20 protein-coding genes are annotated in these 19,733 nt (G+C 44.8%); 10 read left to right on the top strand and 10 right to left on the bottom strand.

The genetic code is table 11. The features are described 5' to 3' along the window. Nucleotides 1-119 precede the first annotated feature (119 nt). Together ACQCVH_RS13990 and ACQCVH_RS13985 are read left to right on the top strand one after the other, a co-directional pair. Nucleotides 120-1,328: an MFS transporter gene (locus ACQCVH_RS13990; RefSeq protein ID WP_426836275.1), complete on the top strand. Its 1,209-nt coding sequence runs from the start codon at nt 120-122 to the stop codon at nt 1,326-1,328. Nucleotides 1,329-1,362: 34 nt separating this feature from the next. Beyond that, nucleotides 1,363-2,202, top strand: a complete 840-nt coding sequence (locus ACQCVH_RS13985) for an aldo/keto reductase (protein ID WP_426836464.1) — start codon at nt 1,363-1,365, stop codon at nt 2,200-2,202. 44 nt (nt 2,203-2,246) lie between these two features. Here ACQCVH_RS13985 and ACQCVH_RS13980 read toward each other — a convergent pair whose 3' ends face one another. Then, the gene (locus tag ACQCVH_RS13980) at nt 2,247-3,674 is read right to left on the bottom strand and encodes a vWA domain-containing protein (protein ID WP_426836274.1); all 1,428 of its coding nucleotides are present in this window, start codon (nt 3,672-3,674) and stop codon (nt 2,247-2,249) included. Between the two features lie 206 nt (nt 3,675-3,880). Here ACQCVH_RS13980 and ACQCVH_RS13975 point away from each other — a divergent pair, with 206 nt between their 5' ends. Then, nucleotides 3,881-4,429, top strand: a complete 549-nt coding sequence (locus ACQCVH_RS13975) for a glutathione peroxidase (protein ID WP_426836273.1) — start codon at nt 3,881-3,883, stop codon at nt 4,427-4,429. Nucleotides 4,430-4,473: 44 nt separating this feature from the next. On the opposite strand, the gene ACQCVH_RS13970 is transcribed toward ACQCVH_RS13975, so the two are convergent. Both ACQCVH_RS13970 and ACQCVH_RS13965 read right to left on the bottom strand, forming a co-directional pair. Beyond that, on the bottom strand, nt 4,474-5,067 hold the full coding sequence (locus ACQCVH_RS13970; RefSeq protein ID WP_426836272.1) for a hypothetical protein: 594 nt from the start codon (nt 5,065-5,067) through the stop codon (nt 4,474-4,476). Between the two features lie 26 nt (nt 5,068-5,093). Then, nucleotides 5,094-6,308, bottom strand: coding sequence for an EAL and HDOD domain-containing protein (locus tag ACQCVH_RS13965; protein ID WP_426836271.1), 1,215 nt, complete (start codon nt 6,306-6,308; stop codon nt 5,094-5,096). Nucleotides 6,309-6,459: 151 nt separating this feature from the next. Here ACQCVH_RS13965 and ACQCVH_RS13960 point away from each other — a divergent pair, with 151 nt between their 5' ends. Further along, on the top strand, nt 6,460-7,134 hold the full coding sequence (locus ACQCVH_RS13960) for a response regulator transcription factor (RefSeq protein WP_426836270.1): 675 nt from the start codon (nt 6,460-6,462) through the stop codon (nt 7,132-7,134). Next, nucleotides 7,131-8,129: a sensor histidine kinase gene (locus tag ACQCVH_RS13955; protein ID WP_426836269.1), complete on the top strand. Its 999-nt coding sequence runs from the start codon at nt 7,131-7,133 to the stop codon at nt 8,127-8,129. Before ACQCVH_RS13960 ends, ACQCVH_RS13955 begins: the two co-directional genes overlap by 4 nt. A 33-nt stretch (nt 8,130-8,162) precedes the next feature. Here the strand turns inward: ACQCVH_RS13955 and ACQCVH_RS13950 are convergent, their stop codons facing one another. Further along, nucleotides 8,163-10,082, bottom strand: a complete 1,920-nt coding sequence (locus ACQCVH_RS13950; protein ID WP_426836268.1) for an ABC transporter permease — start codon at nt 10,080-10,082, stop codon at nt 8,163-8,165. Beyond that, on the bottom strand, nt 10,069-10,833 hold the full coding sequence (locus ACQCVH_RS13945; protein ID WP_426836267.1) for an ABC transporter ATP-binding protein: 765 nt from the start codon (nt 10,831-10,833) through the stop codon (nt 10,069-10,071). Before ACQCVH_RS13945 ends, ACQCVH_RS13950 begins: the two co-directional genes overlap by 14 nt. Nucleotides 10,834-10,966: 133 nt before the next feature. On the opposite strand from ACQCVH_RS13945, the gene ACQCVH_RS13940 reads away from it, so the two are divergent. Next, nucleotides 10,967-11,401: a DUF2383 domain-containing protein gene (locus tag ACQCVH_RS13940; protein ID WP_426836266.1), complete on the top strand. Its 435-nt coding sequence runs from the start codon at nt 10,967-10,969 to the stop codon at nt 11,399-11,401. A 425-nt stretch (nt 11,402-11,826) separates the two neighbouring features. On the opposite strand, the gene ACQCVH_RS13935 is transcribed toward ACQCVH_RS13940, so the two are convergent. Both ACQCVH_RS13935 and ACQCVH_RS13930 read right to left on the bottom strand, forming a co-directional pair. Next, nucleotides 11,827-13,320, bottom strand: a complete 1,494-nt coding sequence (locus ACQCVH_RS13935) for a peptide MFS transporter (RefSeq protein WP_426836265.1) — start codon at nt 13,318-13,320, stop codon at nt 11,827-11,829. Nucleotides 13,321-13,681: 361 nt separating this feature from the next. Next, nucleotides 13,682-14,389, bottom strand: coding sequence for a nitroreductase family protein (locus tag ACQCVH_RS13930; RefSeq protein WP_426836264.1), 708 nt, complete (start codon nt 14,387-14,389; stop codon nt 13,682-13,684). A 243-nt stretch (nt 14,390-14,632) separates the two neighbouring features. Between ACQCVH_RS13930 and ACQCVH_RS13925 the strand changes: the two genes are divergently transcribed. After that, a complete protein-coding gene (locus tag ACQCVH_RS13925) occupies nt 14,633-14,983 on the top strand; it encodes a hypothetical protein (protein WP_426836263.1) in 351 nt (116 codons plus the stop codon). A 56-nt stretch (nt 14,984-15,039) separates the two neighbouring features. On the opposite strand, the gene ACQCVH_RS13920 is transcribed toward ACQCVH_RS13925, so the two are convergent. Beyond that, on the bottom strand, nt 15,040-15,474 hold the full coding sequence (locus tag ACQCVH_RS13920; RefSeq protein WP_426836262.1) for an RrF2 family transcriptional regulator: 435 nt from the start codon (nt 15,472-15,474) through the stop codon (nt 15,040-15,042). Between the two features lie 127 nt (nt 15,475-15,601). Beyond that, nucleotides 15,602-17,260 (bottom strand): glutamine--tRNA ligase/YqeY domain fusion protein, encoded by a 1,659-nt coding sequence (locus ACQCVH_RS13915; protein ID WP_426836261.1) that lies wholly within the window; start codon nt 17,258-17,260, stop codon nt 15,602-15,604. 287 nt (nt 17,261-17,547) lie between these two features. Between ACQCVH_RS13915 and ACQCVH_RS13910 the strand changes: the two genes are divergently transcribed. From ACQCVH_RS13910 to ACQCVH_RS13900, 3 genes are all read left to right on the top strand, one after another. Beyond that, a complete protein-coding gene (locus ACQCVH_RS13910) occupies nt 17,548-17,724 on the top strand; it encodes a hypothetical protein (protein WP_426836260.1) in 177 nt (58 codons plus the stop codon). Between the two features lie 334 nt (nt 17,725-18,058). Next, nucleotides 18,059-18,964, top strand: coding sequence for a hypothetical protein (locus ACQCVH_RS13905; protein ID WP_426836259.1), 906 nt, complete (start codon nt 18,059-18,061; stop codon nt 18,962-18,964). A 39-nt stretch (nt 18,965-19,003) separates the two neighbouring features. Beyond that, nucleotides 19,004-19,198, top strand: coding sequence for a hypothetical protein (locus ACQCVH_RS13900; protein WP_009792341.1), 195 nt, complete (start codon nt 19,004-19,006; stop codon nt 19,196-19,198). Between the two features lie 182 nt (nt 19,199-19,380). Here ACQCVH_RS13900 and ACQCVH_RS13895 read toward each other — a convergent pair whose 3' ends face one another. Next, nucleotides 19,381-19,566 (bottom strand): hypothetical protein, encoded by a 186-nt coding sequence (locus ACQCVH_RS13895; RefSeq protein ID WP_426836258.1) that lies wholly within the window; start codon nt 19,564-19,566, stop codon nt 19,381-19,383. Nucleotides 19,567-19,733 lie beyond the last annotated feature (167 nt).

Below are 19,733 nucleotides of genomic sequence, written 5' to 3'. Positions count from 1 at the left end.
CTATAGCACTATAAAGTACGTACTTTTCAAAAGAAATGCTATATCCCATAATAGCATTTGCCGGCAGGAAATTGCTATACTCATAAAATTTTCATAGATAGGAATAGGAGGAGAAAAATATGCCAACTGGCAAAACAAGTTTGCTTCCGCTGCTTGCGCTTGCAGTCAGTGCGTTTGCAATCGGAACAACTGAATTCATTTCAGTCGGGCTGCTGCCGATGATCGCGGAAGATTTGAATATTCCCGTCACCACAGCAGGACTGACTGTTTCTATATATGCACTGGGAGTCATGTTCGGAGCGCCTGTCCTTACCTCGATCGCAGCTAAAATGTCCCGCAAATCACTTTTGCTTTGGATCATGGTGGTATTCATTGCAGGGAATATCATTGCTGCATCATCAGGCAGCATAGGTATTCTCCTTGCCGCGCGGATTATTTCGGCCTTGAGCCACGGGGTGTTCATGTCCATCGGCTCTACCATTGCCGCCGATTTAGTGCCGAAGGATAAGAGGGCAAGCGCCATTTCAATCATGTTTACAGGCCTGACTGTTGCCACAGTAACAGGTGTTCCGTTTGGGACATTCCTCGGCCAGCAGTTTGGCTGGAGATTTGCTTTTGTGGCCATTGTCGTGATTGGCGTCATTGCCTTTATTGCCAACAGCGTCCTTGTACCAAAAAATCTTTCAAAAGGGTCTAAAGCTGCATTTGCCGATCAAATCAAACTGATTACGAACGGCAGGCTGCTGCTGGTTTTTATTATTACTGCGCTTGGGTACGGCGGCACATTCGTTGTATTTACGTATCTGTCACCGCTGCTGCAGGAAGTGACCGGCTTTAAAGCTGGTACAGTGGCTGCCATTTTGCTTTTATATGGAATTGCCATTGCGATAGGAAATATGGCCGGCGGCCGGCTGGCGAACAAAAATCCGATCAGGGCACTCTTTTATATGTTCATCATTCAGGCCGTGGTGCTGCTGCTGCTCACATTTGCAGCACCCTATAAGACGGCAGGCTTGATTGTCATCCTGCTGATGGGGCTGTTTGCATTCATGAACGTCCCAGGGCTGCAGGTATATGTGGTCATGCTGGCAGAACGGTTTGTCCCTGGAGCGGTGGATGTTGCTTCTGCTATTAATATTGCCGCCTTCAACGCCGGAATTGCGATTGGCTCTTACTTGGGAGGCATCGTCACAGACTCTATCGGGCTGATCCATACACCGTGGATTGGTGCCAGCATGGTGCTTGGCGCTGTCATTCTTACAGGCTGGAGCATGAAGCTGGAAAACCAGGACAGGAAAACAAAAACGATCAATGGGGGAGCTGCTTAAAGCAGTTCCTGAAAATTAAGGAGGAATAATAATGATTAAAAGCATTCAAGATAAAACAGTCCTGAATAACGGTGTGGAAATGCCATGGATGGGATTGGGCGTATTTAAAGTAGAAGAAGGGCCGGAGCTTGTTAACGCCATAAAATCAGCAATCAAGCTTGGTTACCGGAGCATAGACACGGCAGCTATCTATGGAAATGAAGAGGGTGTCGGACAGGGAATCAGAGAGGGAATTGCAGAAGCAGGCATATCCCGTGAGGACCTTTTTATCACTTCAAAGGTGTGGAACAGCGATTTAGGCTTTGAATCAACAATCGAGGCGTATAAAACAAGCCTGCAGAAGCTTGGTCTTGAATATCTGGATCTGTACCTTATCCATTGGCCGGTGGAAGGGAAATATAAAGATGCATGGCGGGCGCTTGAAACCCTTTATAAAGAAAAAAAAGTAAGAGCTATCGGCGTGAGCAACTTCCAGGTACATCACCTGAAGGACTTGTTGAAGGATGCTGAGGTCAAGCCGGTGATCAATCAGGTAGAATACCATCCGCGCCTTACCCAGCAGGAAGTAAAAGCATTCTGCCGGGAAAATGGAATCCAGCTTGAGGCGTGGAGCCCGCTTATGCAGGGGCAGCTATTGGACAATGAAATCATTATTAGCATTGCTGAAAAGCATGGAAAATCTGCAGCTCAGGTCATCCTGCGCTGGGATCTGCAGAATGGTGTCATTACAATCCCTAAATCCACCAAGGAGAACAGGATAGCCGCCAATAGTGCCATATTTGATTTTGAGCTATCTGGCGATGAAATGGAGCAGATCAGTTCACTGAACCAAAATCTGCGTGTTGGGCCAGACCCGGATAACTTTGATTTTTAATAGGAAAACGAAAGGGCCCCGGCAATGTCCGGGGCCTTTTCACATTAGTTTTCGTTCTTTAATACCTCATACCATTTATCTTTCCAGGCTTCTACTTGGCTGTTGATATCATCTCTTGCCTTTTGTGCTTCTTCTTCTTTCTGCTCGTATAATTCCTTGAAATGTGAGTCGCGGATTTCATGCCTGGTTTCCGCCAGTTCCGCTGCTTCTTCTGCCGCCTCCGGTGTGATCAGCTCTTCACTCCTCAGGAAGGAAACGCCATTTTCAATTCTGTATTTTTCCCTATCGGAGGCCAATCTGATCGGATTGGATATATCAAGGAGCCTTTCTTTCTGGTCTACCGTCTCATGCAATGGTATTCCCAGCTGGGAGAATATCTGGCCCAGACTCGGCTTCCATTTTTTCAGCACCTGGTCCTCCAGCTCGTCTTTATTCTTTACGGTTGCATAAGTTCCGCCGCCAGCTTCAGCAACCTCCTTTAGCTGTTTTTGCCCTTCGTCATCAACATCAAAGCCGATGATATTGACCTTTGCCTCAATATTGCTGCCCTGCAGCTTTCGCGCTGCTTCTACAGGGTCTCCGTCACAAGTCTCAACCCCATCGCTGACAATATAGATGGTGTTTTTATAATCCGTGCTGTTATAAGCGGACAAAAGCTCCCTTGCCTTGTCAATCGCTCCTGCAAGAGGGGTCCAGCCGCTTGCCTCAAAAGAATCCATAGATTGATTAAAGGCAGTCTTCTCATAGGCCCCTAAAGGAAATACCTCCTCAATGCGGCTGCAGGATTCAGCTTTATCTTCATCGCTCCCTGTCCCTATATGTCCATACGCCATTAAGGAAACGCTGGCATCATCTTCAAGGGAACTGGTAAATTCCTTAATCGCTTCTTTGGCCACTATCATCTTATTGCCGCCGCTGACGTCAGCTTTCATGCTTCCGCTTGCATCCATCAGGATGACGACATTGGACTTTTGTTCTTTTGCCTGCTGTATCTCATCTTCCCCATCAGGGAGTTCCGGCATCTCATGACCATGCTCAAAAGAAACAAGGTCCTCATAATAGGAATGATATAAACCTGAACCCAGCTGATAGACGAGATAGTCATATACCTGCTTGCCGGATAAATCCTTGTGCTCAGAAAAATATGCTTCCATTTCTTTCTCTGCTGCAGGCTGGAGTGTCTGCTCATTAAAGCTGGTGTATTTTTTGGAATCCCATAAATCCGCAACCTCCACCTCGGGCTCCAATTTGCCTTCAAGTATCTTTCCGGGCTTCTGGACAACCATGCCTTCAATATCTTCCGCTGCCTCTGGTATCTTTTCATCAGAAGCTGTTTCCTGCTCCCTGGCCTCTTCCTGGGGAGCATCATTTTTCTTTTCACCAGAAGCTTTTTCTTCTTCCCCGCTGCAAGCTGACAGAACCAGGAAGCATAGAGCCAGTAAGCTTGCAAGGATATGTATTTTTCTTTTCATTTCTCTGCCCTCCTCTTTAGAGATTTTACAGTATTTACTAGGAAACTGCCTTTTTTTACCCGAAATCAGGCATTTAGTAACCCGCCTTGTTAAAAATATAGAAAAAAAGTGCTCCAGAGAGTTTAAACTTTCGAAACAAGGGTATGTTCTTTATAGTTACAAAGAACCATTACATAATGACTATACAGATAGATGGGGGAATTACAGTGAGTGTTTATCAATTTTCAGCTCCGGCCATGAACGGGAGACAAATCTCTCTGGAGGAATACAGGGGGAAGGTAATGCTGATTGTCAATACAGCAAGCCAGTGCGGCTTCACTTTTCAATATCAGGATCTGCAGAAATTATACGACCGCTATAAAGAAAAAGGGCTGATAATATTGGGATTCCCATGCAATCAGTTTGACAGCCAGGAGCCGGGGAGCGATGAGGAAGTCCAATCGTTTTGTGAGCTCCGCTATGGTGTATCGTTCCCGATGTTTCAAAAAATGGATGTACGCGACGGAAATGCTCATCCTTTATTCAATTACCTGACTGCACAGAAGCCTTTCGAAGGATTCAATACGAATCATCCGGTTGCAAAAATCCTCATTCCTCTTCTAAAGGAAAAGCATCCTGAATACTTGTTCGGCGACTCAATTAAGTGGAATTTCACGAAGTTTTTGATAGATGCAGAGGGAAATGTAATACAAAGGTTTGAGGCTACGACAGATCCGTTCGAGATGGAAGCGGACATAGAACAGCTGCTGGGCTGATAGCAAAAAGGAGCCCCAATGCCGGAGCTCCTTTTTGTCTGCAGTTATTCCGGGAACTCCCTGGTTACCTGGATGCCCTTTTCCTGGAGCTTCACATTAAAAATCGGATAAGCCTTTCGTACGGTTTCTGTAATGAGGAAGCTGTACTGTTCTCCGTCTTTAAAAACAAATGTCAGATTTTTATCCTTAAGTCCATTTTTTTCTTCGACTGCAATCTGCTTCGCTTCCTTTACATCGGCCCACAGAAATTCCTTTTCGCCAAAGCCGAAAAAGGGATTGATATAAATGCCATTTCCGTTCATATAGTGATAATGGTCTACACTTAAGACTGACAGCAGGATGCTTACAAATATGCCCGCAGCAATCAATCCCTTGGCAAATTTATTTTTTGCCAAGCCGGAAATCATCATGAGCAGGCTGAGGCTCAATAAAATGAGAGAGCCGGTGAAAATAAAATAGGCTGATCTCGGCGGCTCCAGGAACCAGTATCCGAATGGATGATAAAGGGCCTGCTGAAGAGGGAGCAGCACTACCAGCGGTATAAAGAATGATCCCAACAGAAGAATAAAGGAAATACCAAGGATATATTGATTTTTGTCCCGTTTCTTTTTTTTAGTAATGGTATAGCTGCTGGACATCTGTGATTCCCCCAAATAAAACTTGCTTATGCATTGATAGAGCGGTTTAAACTATCAGCCCAGCCTATGGCTTCCACGTATTGGCTATATATTTCGTCTTCAGGAATATTGAGAATGCTGCTCAGTTCAGTGATAGAAATGCCTCTTTCTAAAGATGACAACAAATCTAAGACCAGAGTAAATTCGTTTTTATGCCCCAGCAGGGCTTCCTGCATGGCAGGAGTCAGTGGCAGCTCTACAAGAATTTCCTCCATTGGCCGCTCTAAAATTGTATCTAATAAAGAAAATAAGCCAAGCAGGAAATACTCCGAAATATTCCGCTGGATCAGCTTTCCAATGGATTCTGCAAATTTGGCTCTGCACATTGAAAGCTTAATTGTTTCATTATCTTTAGCTGACTTATAATCTGAAATGGCCATCAAAAGCACCCACTTGCGAAGCTCGTAAAGTCCCAGCACCATAATGGCCTGTTTGATTGAATTGATTTTATTTCTCATATGATAAGCTGCGCTGTTTACAATGCGCAGAATTTTGTAGGTAAGGGAAAAGTCATTTTCAACAAGCTCGGCGATTTCATCGATATCCGGCTCAGGGTCGTCAATTTTATTTAAAAGATATAGATGCTGCTGATTAATCAAAGTTGAGGAAACATCCTTGGCATTGATTACTACCGGCTTGCTAAAGAAATAACCTTGGAACAAAGTGAAGCCAAGAGACTTCGCTATAGTGAAATCCTCTCTGGTTTCTACCTTTTCCGCCAAAAGCTTAACGTCTTTATGGGGCAGCTCCCTGAGTATCTTTCCTATATCCTGGATGTTTGATTTAATTATATCAACTTTTATGATATTAGCATATTCGAGGAGTGCTTTATTCTCATCTTTTAGAACAAAGTCATCCAAAACAATTGTGTACCCCAGCTGTTTAAGCTTTGCGCATGCCTGCAGTATTTCTCTGCTGGGAATGATATCTTCAAGAATTTCTATTGCTATGGCTTCCTTATCAAAATAGGTTGGAATATCGTTCAGAATTAGTTTCTCGGTGAAGTTAATGAAGCATTTTTTTCCGTCCGCGAGCTTATCCATGCCAATACTAAGGAAGCTGTTTTTTAAAACCTCCAGAGTGGCCATATCCCCATCAGTTTGCAGATAAACATTTTCCTTGCCCGTTCTATTCAATAGCTCATAACCAAACAGTTCCTGATGGATATCAAAGATTGGCTGTCTGCCCACGAAAACTTCCACATTCCACACATCCTTCAGTTCTTTATCCTTATTGAAGTATATACCATTTCAATAGTAATATTTAACTATATAGATTGTAAATATAGTTTAAGTAAAATTTTTACTTCGTTGACAGAAATAGTTTGAAATAAAAATAGAAAAGGATTATTTTATGCAGAAAATCATGATTATTGAAGATGACAGCAAAATGAGAGGGCTTATCGGGCAATTTTTGAAAAACTGGGGATTTTCAGTGCTGCCAGTCGAGGATTTCACCATGATAGAAGAACAATTCAGCGCCTGCAGCCCTGATCTGATTCTGCTTGATATCAATCTTCCTGAGAGGGATGGCTATTATTGGTGCGGGAGAATAAGAGAGATGTCCGATGTGCCTGTTATTTTCATTTCCTCTCGCTCGCAGAATATGGATATTATCATGGCAATGAATATGGGGGGCGATGATTATATCCAGAAGCCTTTTTCGCTGGAAGTGCTGGTTGCTAAAATCAATGCGGTTCTAAGAAGAGCCGGCAGGGGGAAGGGAGAGGAAACAGACATTATAACAGCAGGCGGTATATCGCTTAATATGGGAACTGCGGCATTTATGTATGCGGGGACGGAGGTTTCTTTGACCAAGAATGAGTTCCTGATATTATATACGCTGATGAAAAAGCCTGAACAGATTATTTCCCGTGATGAAATCATGCGGGCGCTTTGGCAGGATGAGCAATTCATAGATGATAATACTTTGACCGTCAATGTAGGGCGATTGCGGAAAAAGCTTGAATCAGCAGGATTGAAGGACAGGATTTCTACGAAAAAAGGATTGGGGTATATGCTTCTATGAACTGGGGGAAGTATCTGCTGGATCAGAGGAGGCTGTTGGCGTCCATCTGCACTATGCTAGCTTTCAATTGGATTATCGTCTGGCTTGAACCCGGTTCAGCCCTCCGCCTCTCCAGTCTGCTCTATATGGCAGCCATTTCTCTTATTGTGATAGCTGTACATCTGGCAGCCGGCTATATTTCCAAGAGGAAGTTTTATAATCATTTGGCGCCTGCGGTTGAGCAGGACAGCCTTCCTGGTGAATGGCGGGGCATGTCTCAGGAAGAACGCTTGATTTTGCAGCTTTTCCGGAGCCAGTATATGAACCAGCACGAAAGAGAAGATATCCTGGCAAGGAATCAAAAGGACTGGCTCGAGTATATGGCACTATGGTTCCATGAGATAAAAACACCGATATCTGTAAGCAGGATGCATTTTGAAACAGATGGAGATATTGATAGCCTGGCAGAGGAAATGCACAAGATAGAGCATTTTGCCGAGCAGGCGCTTTATGTATCCCGCATGAGCCAATTTAATAAAGATTACTTGATCCAGGAGATCGATATCCAGCAGACAATCAAGGATGCCGCCAAGCAGCATATGAAGCTGTTTCTATCTAAAAAGACCAGGCTGGAGCTGTCACTTGAGCCATTTACTGTTTTAACAGACAGGAAAGCATTGTTGTTTATCGTCAGTCAGATCATCGGCAATGCACTGAAGTATACCGGAACCGGGGGCATGATCAGTATATCTATCCAGCCTGCCGAGCGGAAACTTACGATTTGTGATAACGGGATCGGTATACCCCAGGAGGATATTCCCCGTGTCTTTGAAAAAGGGTTTACAGGGAAAAACGGCAGGCAGATGGCTGCTTCTACAGGAATGGGGCTGTATCTTGCCAATGAATTGGCCGGGAAACTTGGGCATAAGCTTGTCTGCCGCTCAGAAAGAGGTCAGTACAGCTCGTTCGAAATTCTTTTCCCTGAGCTGAAGGACCGGTATATAGAAATGCAATAAAAGCAGCCCTTTTACTGGCTGCTTTTTTTAGTATTAGTTAACGATCCGGCTATAGGTTCTTGCTGTGGTGAAATAATAAACAAAGTAAATCAGTGCATACAAAGCCGCCGTAAAAATGAAAGGGATCAGTGTGTCTATTTTCAGAAACCGCGTCAATGCCAGCATAATGACAGAACTGTGCAGAACAGCTCCCAGGAGCGGGAGAGCGAAAATAAGGAACAGCTGCTTGAGAATGGCGGCATTGATCTGTTTTCTGCCCATTCCAATTTTCTTTAGGACACTATACCTTTCCTGGTCGGAAACAGCCTCTGACAGCTGTTTGTAGTGAAGCATGCTGCCGGTTGCCAGGAGGAATGTCAATCCGAGAAAGCTGCTTATGAATATAAGGATCCCATATATCTGCATCAGCTTTTCATGCTCATGGAAGAAGGTCGAAAATAAGGCTGTATCAAGATTCGGCATTTCGCTGTAATAATAGGCTTGAATCTGGTTTGCGATTGTTTCGGAATGCTTATCATTTTTCCAGCTGACCGCCTGTAAAATGTTTTCAGGGTAATCCGCCCTTAGCTCATTATAGAGTTTATCGGTTATCACCACGGGGAAGGAATACAAGCCCTGGTTAAGGAGTGATTTACTTTCGTATGAAGAAAAGCGGATGTCCTGTCCACCAGGCAGCACCATATTTTTTCCTGTATAAGGATATTCATCCTGCTTCAGGTTTCCGTCATAGAAGGCAATAGCCCCGTTTTCACCGGGTATTCCATGGATACTATGGCCGAGTTCTGCCGCGAGTGTTTTATAAGCAGCCTCGGGAATGAGCAAAGCCGGATAGTCATCGGGAAACCTGCCTGTTGCAGACAAATCTGCATTAACAGCAAGGTAAGGGATTTCCACGGCAAATTGGATGGGGTTTTCTTGATTTTCTCTGATCATCTCCAAAACATGCTCTTTCTGTTCTTCATTCTGAACGGTGTACAGAAGGCTGAGCGGATAATTCTTATTAGCAAGTGCATTCATATTGTAATAAAGGCTGCCAGCGGTTCCGATTGTGAACAAGGTAAAGGTGCTGAGCAGGGAAATGATGGTCAGCGCCAAAATATTTCCTTTGATTCTGAATAATAAATGGGAAAGGCTGATTAAATTGATGCCTTTATAATAGATCCTCTGAATGGCTTTAAGACGTTTTAGCAGAGTAACAATAAAACAGTTTAAAAATAAGTAGGTTCCAAGAGCGATTGCTCCCAGAGATACTAAGATAGCCAAGAAGCCAAAGTCTTTCCAAATATCGGAGCTTGAGGGCTGCAAAAGAAGAAAGTAGCCTGAACCAGCCAGCAGCAATGAGAGCGCAGCGCCCAGGGCAGAGCCCTTGGGCTGTTTTTCGGCTTTCTTTTCAGCTTGAAACAGCTCGAGCAATGTATGCTTGTACACAAGCCTGTAATTATAAATTGAAGTGAGCAAGATGATCAATGAGAAGACAGCAATGGTCTGCAGGATGGCAGCCCCGGAAAAAGCAAAACCGGTGATAGTGGAAAGGCCCATTACTTTGATGAGCAGCATGGCAAAGAATTTAGACATCAGCATACCTGATAAAATGCCTGAAGACAGGGCAAGCACGCCTATCATCATCTGCTCCAGGAAGAGCAGCCTGCCGATCTGTTTCTTTTTAAGTCCATATAAGGCGTAAAGGGCAATTTCCTTTTTCCTTTTTTTCATAAAGTAGGCGTTTGAATACCATATAAAAACAGCAGCGAAAGCCAGCAGCATAACGGAAGCCGCAGCAAAGGCGGGTTCAAGCTTGCCCAGCGCTGTCACGGATGACGACAGGCTCTGATTATACTGCAGAGATACAAATGTAAAGTAAATGAGAATACTGAAAACCATAGGGTAAAAATACAGCAGGTATTGGCTCCTGTTGCCTTTAAAACTGCGTCTGGCAAGCTCAAATAACGTCATGGCGGCCTCCGCCTCCCAAAGCAGCAAGAATATCGATTATCTGCTGGAAGAATTGTTTTCTATCAGACTCACCTTTGCGGATTTCTGTAAAGATATGCCCATCCTTGATAAAAAGCACTCTGCTGCAAAAGCTGGCTGCAAGCGGATCATGCGTGACCATTAAGATGGTTGCCTGCTGTTCAGCATTCAGCTTCTGGAGCGCCTGGAGCAGGCCGAATGCGGACTTGGAGTCAAGGGAGCCTGTAGGCTCATCGGCCAGAAGAAGGGAAGGGTTCGCAATAAGCGCCCGTGCAGCAGCGGTCCGCTGCTTTTGCCCGCCTGAAATTTCTCTTGGGTACTGCTCTAATATCCTTTCAATCTCAAACCATTCGGCAAGCTTTTGAATCCTTGCGTCAATCTGATTAAATGCCATTCCTGATAAAGCAAGGGGAAGGGCGATATTTTCTCTTACATTCAAAGTATCCAGCAGGTTAAAATCCTGGAAAATGAAGCCGAGCTGCTCTCTCCGGAAACGGGACAGCTCTTCCTCCTCCATCCGCAGGATATCCTGATTTTTAATATGGATACTGCCTGCTGAGGGGCTGTCGATTGAAGCCAGAATATTAAGCAGTGTTGATTTCCCGGCACCGGAAGGCCCCATTATGCCTGTAAATTCCCCTCTGTCAACCTCAAGATCAATATGCTCAAGAGCATTAAATAAGTTATTCTTAGTTCCATATGTTTTCCTGATTCCCTTTGCACGAAGAAGCATGGCGGAATTCCTCCTGAATTTTCTTTTTCTAAGCTAACTATATGAGAAATGATGTATGCCAGCCATAGCTTAAGCTTACAATATTAGGCTGAAGATGACATTTTTGTCAGAAACGGAAAATGGAGGAAGCAAGGTGGACAATCACTCAGTTGCCAAGGAGCTGAACAAGTTCCTGAAAGGGATGTACATGGGCATCCATGCCTATGAGCATTTCATTGAAAAGCTTGAAGATGAAGGTGTTAGAGCGGAATTCCAGAGGATGCAGCAGGAGCATAAACATAATGCAGCCCTGATAGCGGAAAGAATCCAGAACCTAGGGGCTGTACCTGCTGACGACGAAGGCATTGCCGGTTCCATCCAAGGCTATATCAGCAGTTTCTTCCTGCCGGACAGCCAGGGTGCAATAGTCGATAAAACCCTTACCGGCGAAGACTATTATGCCATTCAAATGTCCGAAGAAAACGTAAGAGGCGACCTCGACCCAGAAAGCCGCCGACTGGTCGAGACTGTCCTCGACACAGACCGGAAGCATGTGGAATATTTGAATGCATTGAAGGGGAGAGTCTGAAACCTTGTCTAAGAGCAAGGGTACTAAAGGGGTCAGCCAAACAAATTATTAAACCCTGCTGATTGGAGTGGAAGGCACGAAGACTCCTGCGGGAATTAGCGGCAAGGCTGAGACCCCGCAGACGCGCAGCGGTGAGGAGGCTCAGCGTCGCCCCGCGGAAAGCGAAGTGCCTGGAACGGAAATCAGCAGACTCCATTCAAAGAACTGCATAAACTAGAATGGGTACTGCAAACCCTGTTGATTGGAGTGCAAGACACGGAGACTCCTGCGGAATTGCAGCGGAAATGTTGAGACCCCACAGCGCGGAGCTTGAGGAGGCTAAGGCGACACCCCGCGGAAAGCGAAGTGCCTTGAATGGAAATCAGCAGACTACATTTATAAGCAAAACAAAGGCAGTGCATTCAAAAATGCACTGCCTTTGTTTTTTATTTAATACCCTTCATCAATCTCTGAATAGAAGGTGACATGAAAATCAGGACGCCGCCTAAAACGACAGCCAAAAGTCCAAGCGTACCAAAATACATAATCTCATTATTAGGATCATACAGCTTAACAAGCTGAGCATTTACCGCCTGTGCTGCTGCATTGGACAAGAACCATAAGCTCATTGTCTGAGCCGAGAAAGCCGCCGGCGCAAGCTTTGTTGTGGCTGACAGCCCTACAGGGGACAGGCACAGCTCACCGATAACGACAAGGAAGAAGCTCAGTACAAGCCATAATGGATTAACTAATGATTCCCCGCCGCTCATATAAGCAGGGATAATCAGGACAAGGAAAGACAAGCCCGCGAAAATTAAGCCAAGTGAGAACTTCTTAGGCGTTGATGGCTGCCTGTTTCCCAGCTTAACCCAAAGCCACGCAAACAATGGTGCGAGTGCGATGATGAACAATGGATTAAGGGACTGGAACCATGATGCCTGCAGGTGGATGCCTGCAAAGTCCAGGTCAGTACGCTTGTCCGCATATTGGGCAAGGATGATGGAACCCTGTTCCTGGATCGCCCAGAACATAACCGATGCAATAAACAGCGGGATGTAGGCGATAATTCTTGACCGCTCATCTGAAGTTGTTTTCGGACTGCGGTACATCACAATAAAGTATGCGGTCGGAATGGCAATCCCGAGGATACTGATCAGTACCGTGAAGCGGTTAATCGTTAAGAACCCGGTGGAAATACTGATAAAAGCAATAATAGCAATAATAACTGCGGCAATGGCAATGCGGCCGAATACTTTTTTGCGCTCTTCAGGGAGCAGCGGGTTTGGTACATAGCTGCCTGCAAGCCCAAGGTTTTTCTTTCTTGTAGCAAGATAAGTGATCAATCCAACCAGCATACCGATTGCTGCAATCCCGAAGCCCCAATGGAAGTTATACTTTTCACCGATTGTTCCGACAATTAACGGTGCAATAAAAGCACCAGCGTTGATTCCCATATAAAAAATGGAGAAACCGGAATCACGGCGGACATCTTCTTTGCTGTAAAGGTCGCCGACAACGCTTGATACGTTAGGCTTTAATAGACCTGTACCAATGACAATCAATGCCATGGAAATGAACAGGGCTGTAATGCCTCCAGGGAATGCAAGGGCAATATGTCCAAGCATGATCAGAACACCGCCGTAGAATACGGTTCTGGCAGTTCCGAGTATACGGTCGGCAATCCATCCTCCGATTACCCCGGACATATATACGAGTGAGCCGTACACGGCCATTACAGAAGCGGCTGTCGTCTCATCGATCCCAAGTCCGCCCTTTGAAACTTCATAATACATATAGTATAGCAGGATAGCTTTCATCCCGTAGTAGGAGAAGCGTTCCCAGAACTCTGTGAAGAAGAGCGTGAACAAGCCCTTAGGGTGGCCGAAAAATCCTTTCTGCGGCACACTATTCACAATTTTCTGTTTATCAAAAGCTGTCATTTTTCTGCCTCCTTTAGTACAAAAACCATCATACTAAAATTGAATTAAGATTGTCAAAAAATTTTGGGGATATAATAAAAAAGTACCAGGCACTTTTGCCATATATCTACTCCTCTTTCTTTATTTGGAAACAATTGTGAGTTTACCCTATATTTTTTTACCTGAAACCAGGATAAATGAATCATTAATGGAGCGGTAATTCAGGAGCAGGGTCCTGCCTGTTCTGCCGCTTTGCCGGCTGTCTGTTTATAAGATGTCCTTTTAGATAATAAAACTAATCAACTAGTGATAAACAACTCCCGTTATATCCTCATGAATCAAGCCGCAAAAATACCCGGGCATCCAGGCCCGGGCAAGTTAATTAGAATTTGTTCCAGTTTAAAACATCATCCAGAGGCAGGCGATTTTTCTCAAAGCCAGCCTTTTTGCCTTTCCCTAAGGAAATAAGCATTACTGGCTTAAAGTTTTCCGGCACATTAAAGGCTTCTGTAAATTGCCCTTCGTCATAGCCGCCCATAGGAACTGTGTCATAGCCTTTTGCTTTTGCTGCCAGCATCAGCTGCATGGAGACAAGTCCGCCGTCGATCATGGCAGTCTTAAGCGCCCTCTCATCAGAGAAACCGCCATAGGTTTTCATGATGGATGCTACATAGGAATCTTTGATTTCTTCCGTCATGCGGCCCATCTTTACTAGGCCCCCGTAAATTTCTCCTGCCTTCTTATAGGCATCTATATCAGCAAGTACTGCAACGACGACAGAAGCATCTGTGATCTGCTGCTGGTTGTTGGCGATTGGCAGCAGCTCTTTTTTCGCTTCCTGATCCTTAATCACAAGGAATCTCCAAGGCTGGAGGTTGGAAGAAGACGGTGCCAGGATGGCAGCTTCGAGGATTTCACGAATTTCGCTGTCTTCCATAATATAGTCAGCATCATACTGGCGGACAGAGCGGCGCTCTTTTGCCACCGTGAAGAAATCTGTATCTTCCAGCTCCTTTGGCGCTTCAGTGGTTTGGTCAAGATCTTTTACTTTATTTAAATATTCTTCTTTGCTCATTGTATTATTACTCATATATGCCAGCTCCTTTTAACTGTGGTTATTACAAGAACAGTATATGGTTTTACTGTTCTTTTGTCAAACACAGTTTATTTTTTCATTACAATGTTAGACATAATATGCTTGGAAGGGAGGAAAGAGGGGAGAGCCTTCTATTTGCGAAAAGTCTTATGAATAGCATAAGGATCACCTGCCTGATCCGGAAAGCTGAAACCAATTGCTTCCCGGCCCGTAGAAGTTATAAAGGGAGGGATGGCTTTGCAGGTTGATTATAAGCCGGCTTCAGAGCAGGTGCTGAAAGCTGATAAAACAATATCTGTGCAAAAACTTCTCAACATTGCAGGGGGCCTCATGCTGCTTGGCCTGCTGGTCAGCATTTATACTGTACCAATTTCATTAAATGAAGAGCTGCGGCTGTATTATGACGACAAGCTGGTCCTGAAGGGAGAAAAGCTGGAGGAGTTTCTGTCTTTTGTTTTTGCAGCAGGCTTTGCTTACTTCATGCTGGTCCGCTTGTATTTTACGCAGCGGAGACTTTTCTATATTTTCCTGTGGTTCATACTGATCGACTCCATCCTTATGGTATTTATATTACCCGGATCTCATTAACGCCGCTGCGGGACATATAGAAAAAGGAAACGAAACATAATGATGTCCCGTTTCCTTTATTTTTTTCCCATCAGGTCTCTAAGGGTCTTTTCTTCTAATCCGTTCAGGATCCATTGCTCCATTTCATTTTTCAGGCCGGATAAGGCACTTCGGGTGCATGGTTCAAAGCACTCTTTGCTGCTGACATCCAGGAAACCTTTTGAAAATGGCTCAGCGCGCATCCCGGCATATACATCAGAAAGCCTGATATCCTCTGGCGCCTTGGCGAGGAAATAGCCGCCGTCTCTGCCTTCCTTTGCCTGGACAAGGCCTTCCTTGACCAAATTCCGCAAAATTTTCCGAAGAAACCCTGATTCTGAACCGATTTTGTCCGCGAGCCTTGCACTTGGGCAAAGACCTTCATTGTCTGCCATAATAAGCAAGGCCTGCAGGGCCAGGCTGAACCATCTTATGCTTGATGCAGATGGTGTTTTCTCGTTCAATATACTCACCTCTGCTTTAACTGTATCGTATTTTTTGCTAAAAAGACAATCCCTTGAAAATATTGTTAAAAAAGAGAACGGCTCAGCGGCCGCTCTCCTCTCTCAATGTAGCAACCCGTGGCGGGCGGCTATGCTTTTATAGTTTAAATGAGCTCTTCAGCGAAACGATCCGGTTGAATACAATGTGATCTTCTGCTGTATGCTTAGGATCGACATTGAAGTAGCCGTGGCGGAAGAACTGGAACTTATCCTGAGGCTTGACATCCTTCATGTTAGGTTCAATGAAGCCATTGACAATTTCAAGAGAATTTTCATTTACATGATCAAGGAAGGTCTTGCCTTCATTTTCTTCGCTGTTCAATTCTTCGTCAAGGATCAGCGGCTCATACAGGCGGAATTCGGCCGGAACTGCCTGGGACGCCTCGACCCAGTGAATGGTTCCTTTTACCTTCCGTCCGGTAAAGCCGGTGCCGCTCTTGGTTTCCGGGTCGTATGTGCAGTGGATTTCAATGATTTCGCCGTTTTCATCCTTGATGACATCTTCACACTTGATGAAGTATGCATGCTTCAGGCGCACTTCATTTCCTGGGAAGAGGCGGAAATATTTCTTTGGCGGATCTTCCATGAAATCATCCTGCTCGATATAAATTTCTCTTGAAAACGGAATCTGGCGGCTGCCCATTTCTGGATTCTCAGGATTTATTTCCGCTTCAAGCATTTCTGTCTGCCCTTCAGGATAATTGGTGATTACAACCTTCAGCGGCTTCAGAATCCCCATTGTACGGGGGGATGACAGCTTAAGGTCTTCACGGACAAAATGCTCAAGCATCGCAGTATCAACGGCTCCGGACCCTTTTGAGACACCTGTCGCTTCAACAAATTCACGGATAGCGCCAGGTGTAAAGCCTTTTCTTCTCAGACCTGAAACGGTCGGCATGCGCGGATCATCCCAGCCATCCACATAACCTTCATCAACGAGCTGCTTCAGCTTTCTTTTACTCATGACTGTATTGATCAGATTCAGGCGCCCGAACTCAATCTGCTGCGGCTTGCTTTCCATTTCACAAGCTTCAATGATCCAGTTGTAAAGAGGTCTTTGATCTTCAAATTCTGTTGTGCACAGAGAATGGGTGACCCCTTCAATGGCATCTTCGATCGGATGGGCGAATGCATACATTGGATAAATGCACCATTTGTCGCCTGTGTTATGGTGATGGGCATGTGATACACGGTAAATGACCGGGTCCCTCAGGTTGATATTGGGCGAGCTCATGTCGATTTTTGCCCTGAGCACCTTTTCGCCATTCTGGAATTCTCCTGCACGCATGCGCTTGAACAGATCCAGGTTTTCTTCGACAGAACGGCTGCGGTACGGGCTGTCCTTACCGGGTTCTGTCAGCGTGCCGCGGTATTCCCTGATTTCATCTGCATTCAGGTCATCAACATAGGCAAGATCTTTCTTAATCAGAAGGACTGCACGCTCATACATTTCTTCAAAATAATCCGAAGCAAAGTGAAGCTCGTCCCATTCATATCCCAGCCATTTTACATCCTCTTTAATGGCATCCACATACTCCTGGTCTTCTTTCAGCGGATTTGTGTCATCAAAGCGCAGATTGGTTTTGCCGTTAAAATCGTCGGCTAGTCCGAAGTTAATGATGATGGACTTAGCATGTCCGATATGTAGATATCCATTTGGCTCTGGAGGGAAGCGGGTCACGACTTCATTCCTTTTTCCGGATTCCAGGTCCTCCTTAATGATCGTTCGAATAAAATTGGATGAGTTTTGTTCCAAACCAGTATCAGCCTTTCTTTTATATACTTTAGGAAATTATAGAATTTTTTTGCCTGAAGCTCAATCGGCGACCAAACATTTTTATTAAAAAAGCCCTTTTTTAAAATAGTTGTGCTGTCCATTGGTGTTGATTTTGGGCTCATGTGTGTGAAACCCTGTTTCACACGCGTTTCAGCACAGCTGAAATGAGCCCAAAATCAACATGCAGTTACAAGAGCATTTTAAAAAAACGAGTAATTCTCTGGGCACGTTCACTTATAGTCTAATGGAATCTGAAAAGATATGCCATGAACTTAATACTACTCATTAAGAAGGATAAAAACAAGGAGCAGGTAAGCAAAATCAGGAAAGAGGAAGGGCTGAGCGGGAAAAAAATTCTGGGCAAAGCTGCCTGCAGGCCTGCTGCTGCATATAATAGCTTTATGTACCCATCTTCATTGGCCTTGAGCCAGGCTGCTGCCTGAATTGAAGCGAAAGAACTAGGGGAGAAAATCTTCTGGTATGATAAACTGTTAAGGTAATATAATGGATCATATGGTTTTTATACAGCAGAAGAAAGTATATATTTTTCGGCTTTGATCACTGTCTAGCTCCAGCGCCTGCCCCCTCGAGGTCACAAGCCAATTCTCCCATAAAGGCAAAGAACGCCTTTCCGGGAGAATCATCTTGTGCTTGTCGGGGGTGAGCAAGGCGCTTGCGCTTTTCTTAATCACAAACAAAATATCGTTTCCGAATCTTTCAATCACACCATGAACCTCCAACATTGCTGAATGACGAACAGGCTAAAGGGGGATGGAAATGGAAAGGATGATGGTTAAAGATCTGCCTGTCATTGAAGATAAGGTTAGGAAATGGTCTGCGATTGTGTATTGGACGGGAGTAGGGATCATCATATTGTTTGCGGCTATCAGTTTATATCATGCTGCACAGCTGCCGGATGGCACGGGCCAGCCGGATGCAGGAGGCCAGACCGCTGCACAGGATACGGTCACGAGCCTGATTATTAAGCCTATTGCTGAGTCGCCAAAATTCCAGGTCATTTTTGAATATCTTTTCTACCTGCTTTTATGGCTGCTGCTTTGGCTTTTGGTGCCTTCCGCATCAAGGAGGATCATCCGCTTCAAGCTCGGAAATCTGGAGTTTGACCTGGACCAGAGCCAAAAGGAAGTTATATCCATCATTGATGACCAGATGAGAAAGTTTAAATTCCTGACGTATCTAATGAAGGAAGAAAACAAAAATGTACTGAAAACGAGCTTTGATTCAGAGCATCCAAGATTCCACGATGCGCTCGATTTTGCACTTGCCAAAATGCAGGAATTCTATTTGAGTGAATGGGATGAACACCTCACCTTTGAGGTGATGACGCTTGCCGAATTTCACCAGGCATCATTTCCTTCGGCTGTAAAGAGGTCGCTCGAGCTTGTGGACTTATACAAAACAGGGATTCCGATCAACAAGGAAAATCCGGAAGTTATCCATGATAAAAATTATCTGGTTTATACCACCTCAGAAGAGGAAAATATTTATACAAGCGGTACAGAAGTCGTCGACTATGTTATTTGCGTTTCAAGCTACAGATCTGAATTCAATGAAAATGACGGCTATCTGGTCGCAGGCATTACTTCCCTTGTTTCGGAGCTCCATAAACGGGCATGGGAGAACTTGGGGCTTACAAAGCTTCGGGAAAGATTGAATCTTTAGCCCTAATGAGGTAAACTTATAGTAAAGAGGTGGTTAAAAATGTCAGCCAAAAAGCATGTGTTAAAAGTCCAGAAGCCAAGTGGCGAGGAAGACATTTTTGATTTTGATCGGTTATTTAAAGATGCTGCCAATTATAATAAAAAAGCAGACCAGCAGGATATCCAATATCCGCGCGGAGCATCGATATCAAGGAAAAGCTCCATCGTGAAAGGACTTTTCGCTGCCAAAGCCTGATGAATCGGCAAGGCTGGTCCAACGGGAGCCGGCTGCAGGCGTTTGACAGGGCTGAAATAAAAAACGCCCGATTCACGGGCGGCAAGCGGCATATTAGGATCCCGGAAAAGGTCCGCTGATTCCGGCCTGATTGTTTTTTAGATGGACAAGCCATAAGGTCTCTTGTAACTTGCGTATGCAGGTTATTTTTTTATGCCCAGATATTTGGACAGGAACTGCTGCATATTGTGGCTGTTCCCAACGATTTGGGAAGACCGGTGCACCTTGTTGATGGGGCTGCCCTTAGGGAATTGGATCTCCCGCTGCCCCTTTTTATGAAAAAAGCTTTCTGCATTGGCAAATAGCTTTGTAAAATTAAAGTCATCCATTTCTGTTCTCCGCCTCCAACTCAAATGCTCTCCTTATTGTATTCTATGCAGGCAGTACTATACGGGAAATAAAATCTGTGTGTATAGGCAAAAACGGGCTTTTTTCCGGGAGCGGCAGGGTTTAAAGCATAGGAAGTCGAACCTTTGTAAAGTGAGAAAGAGGAGGG

Source organism: Bacillus infantis (assembly GCF_050107595.1).
Lineage (GTDB): Bacteria > Bacillota > Bacilli > Bacillales > Cytobacillaceae > Bacillus_AB > Bacillus_AB infantis_C.
This window is presented reverse-complemented; position numbering and strand designations above follow the sequence as displayed.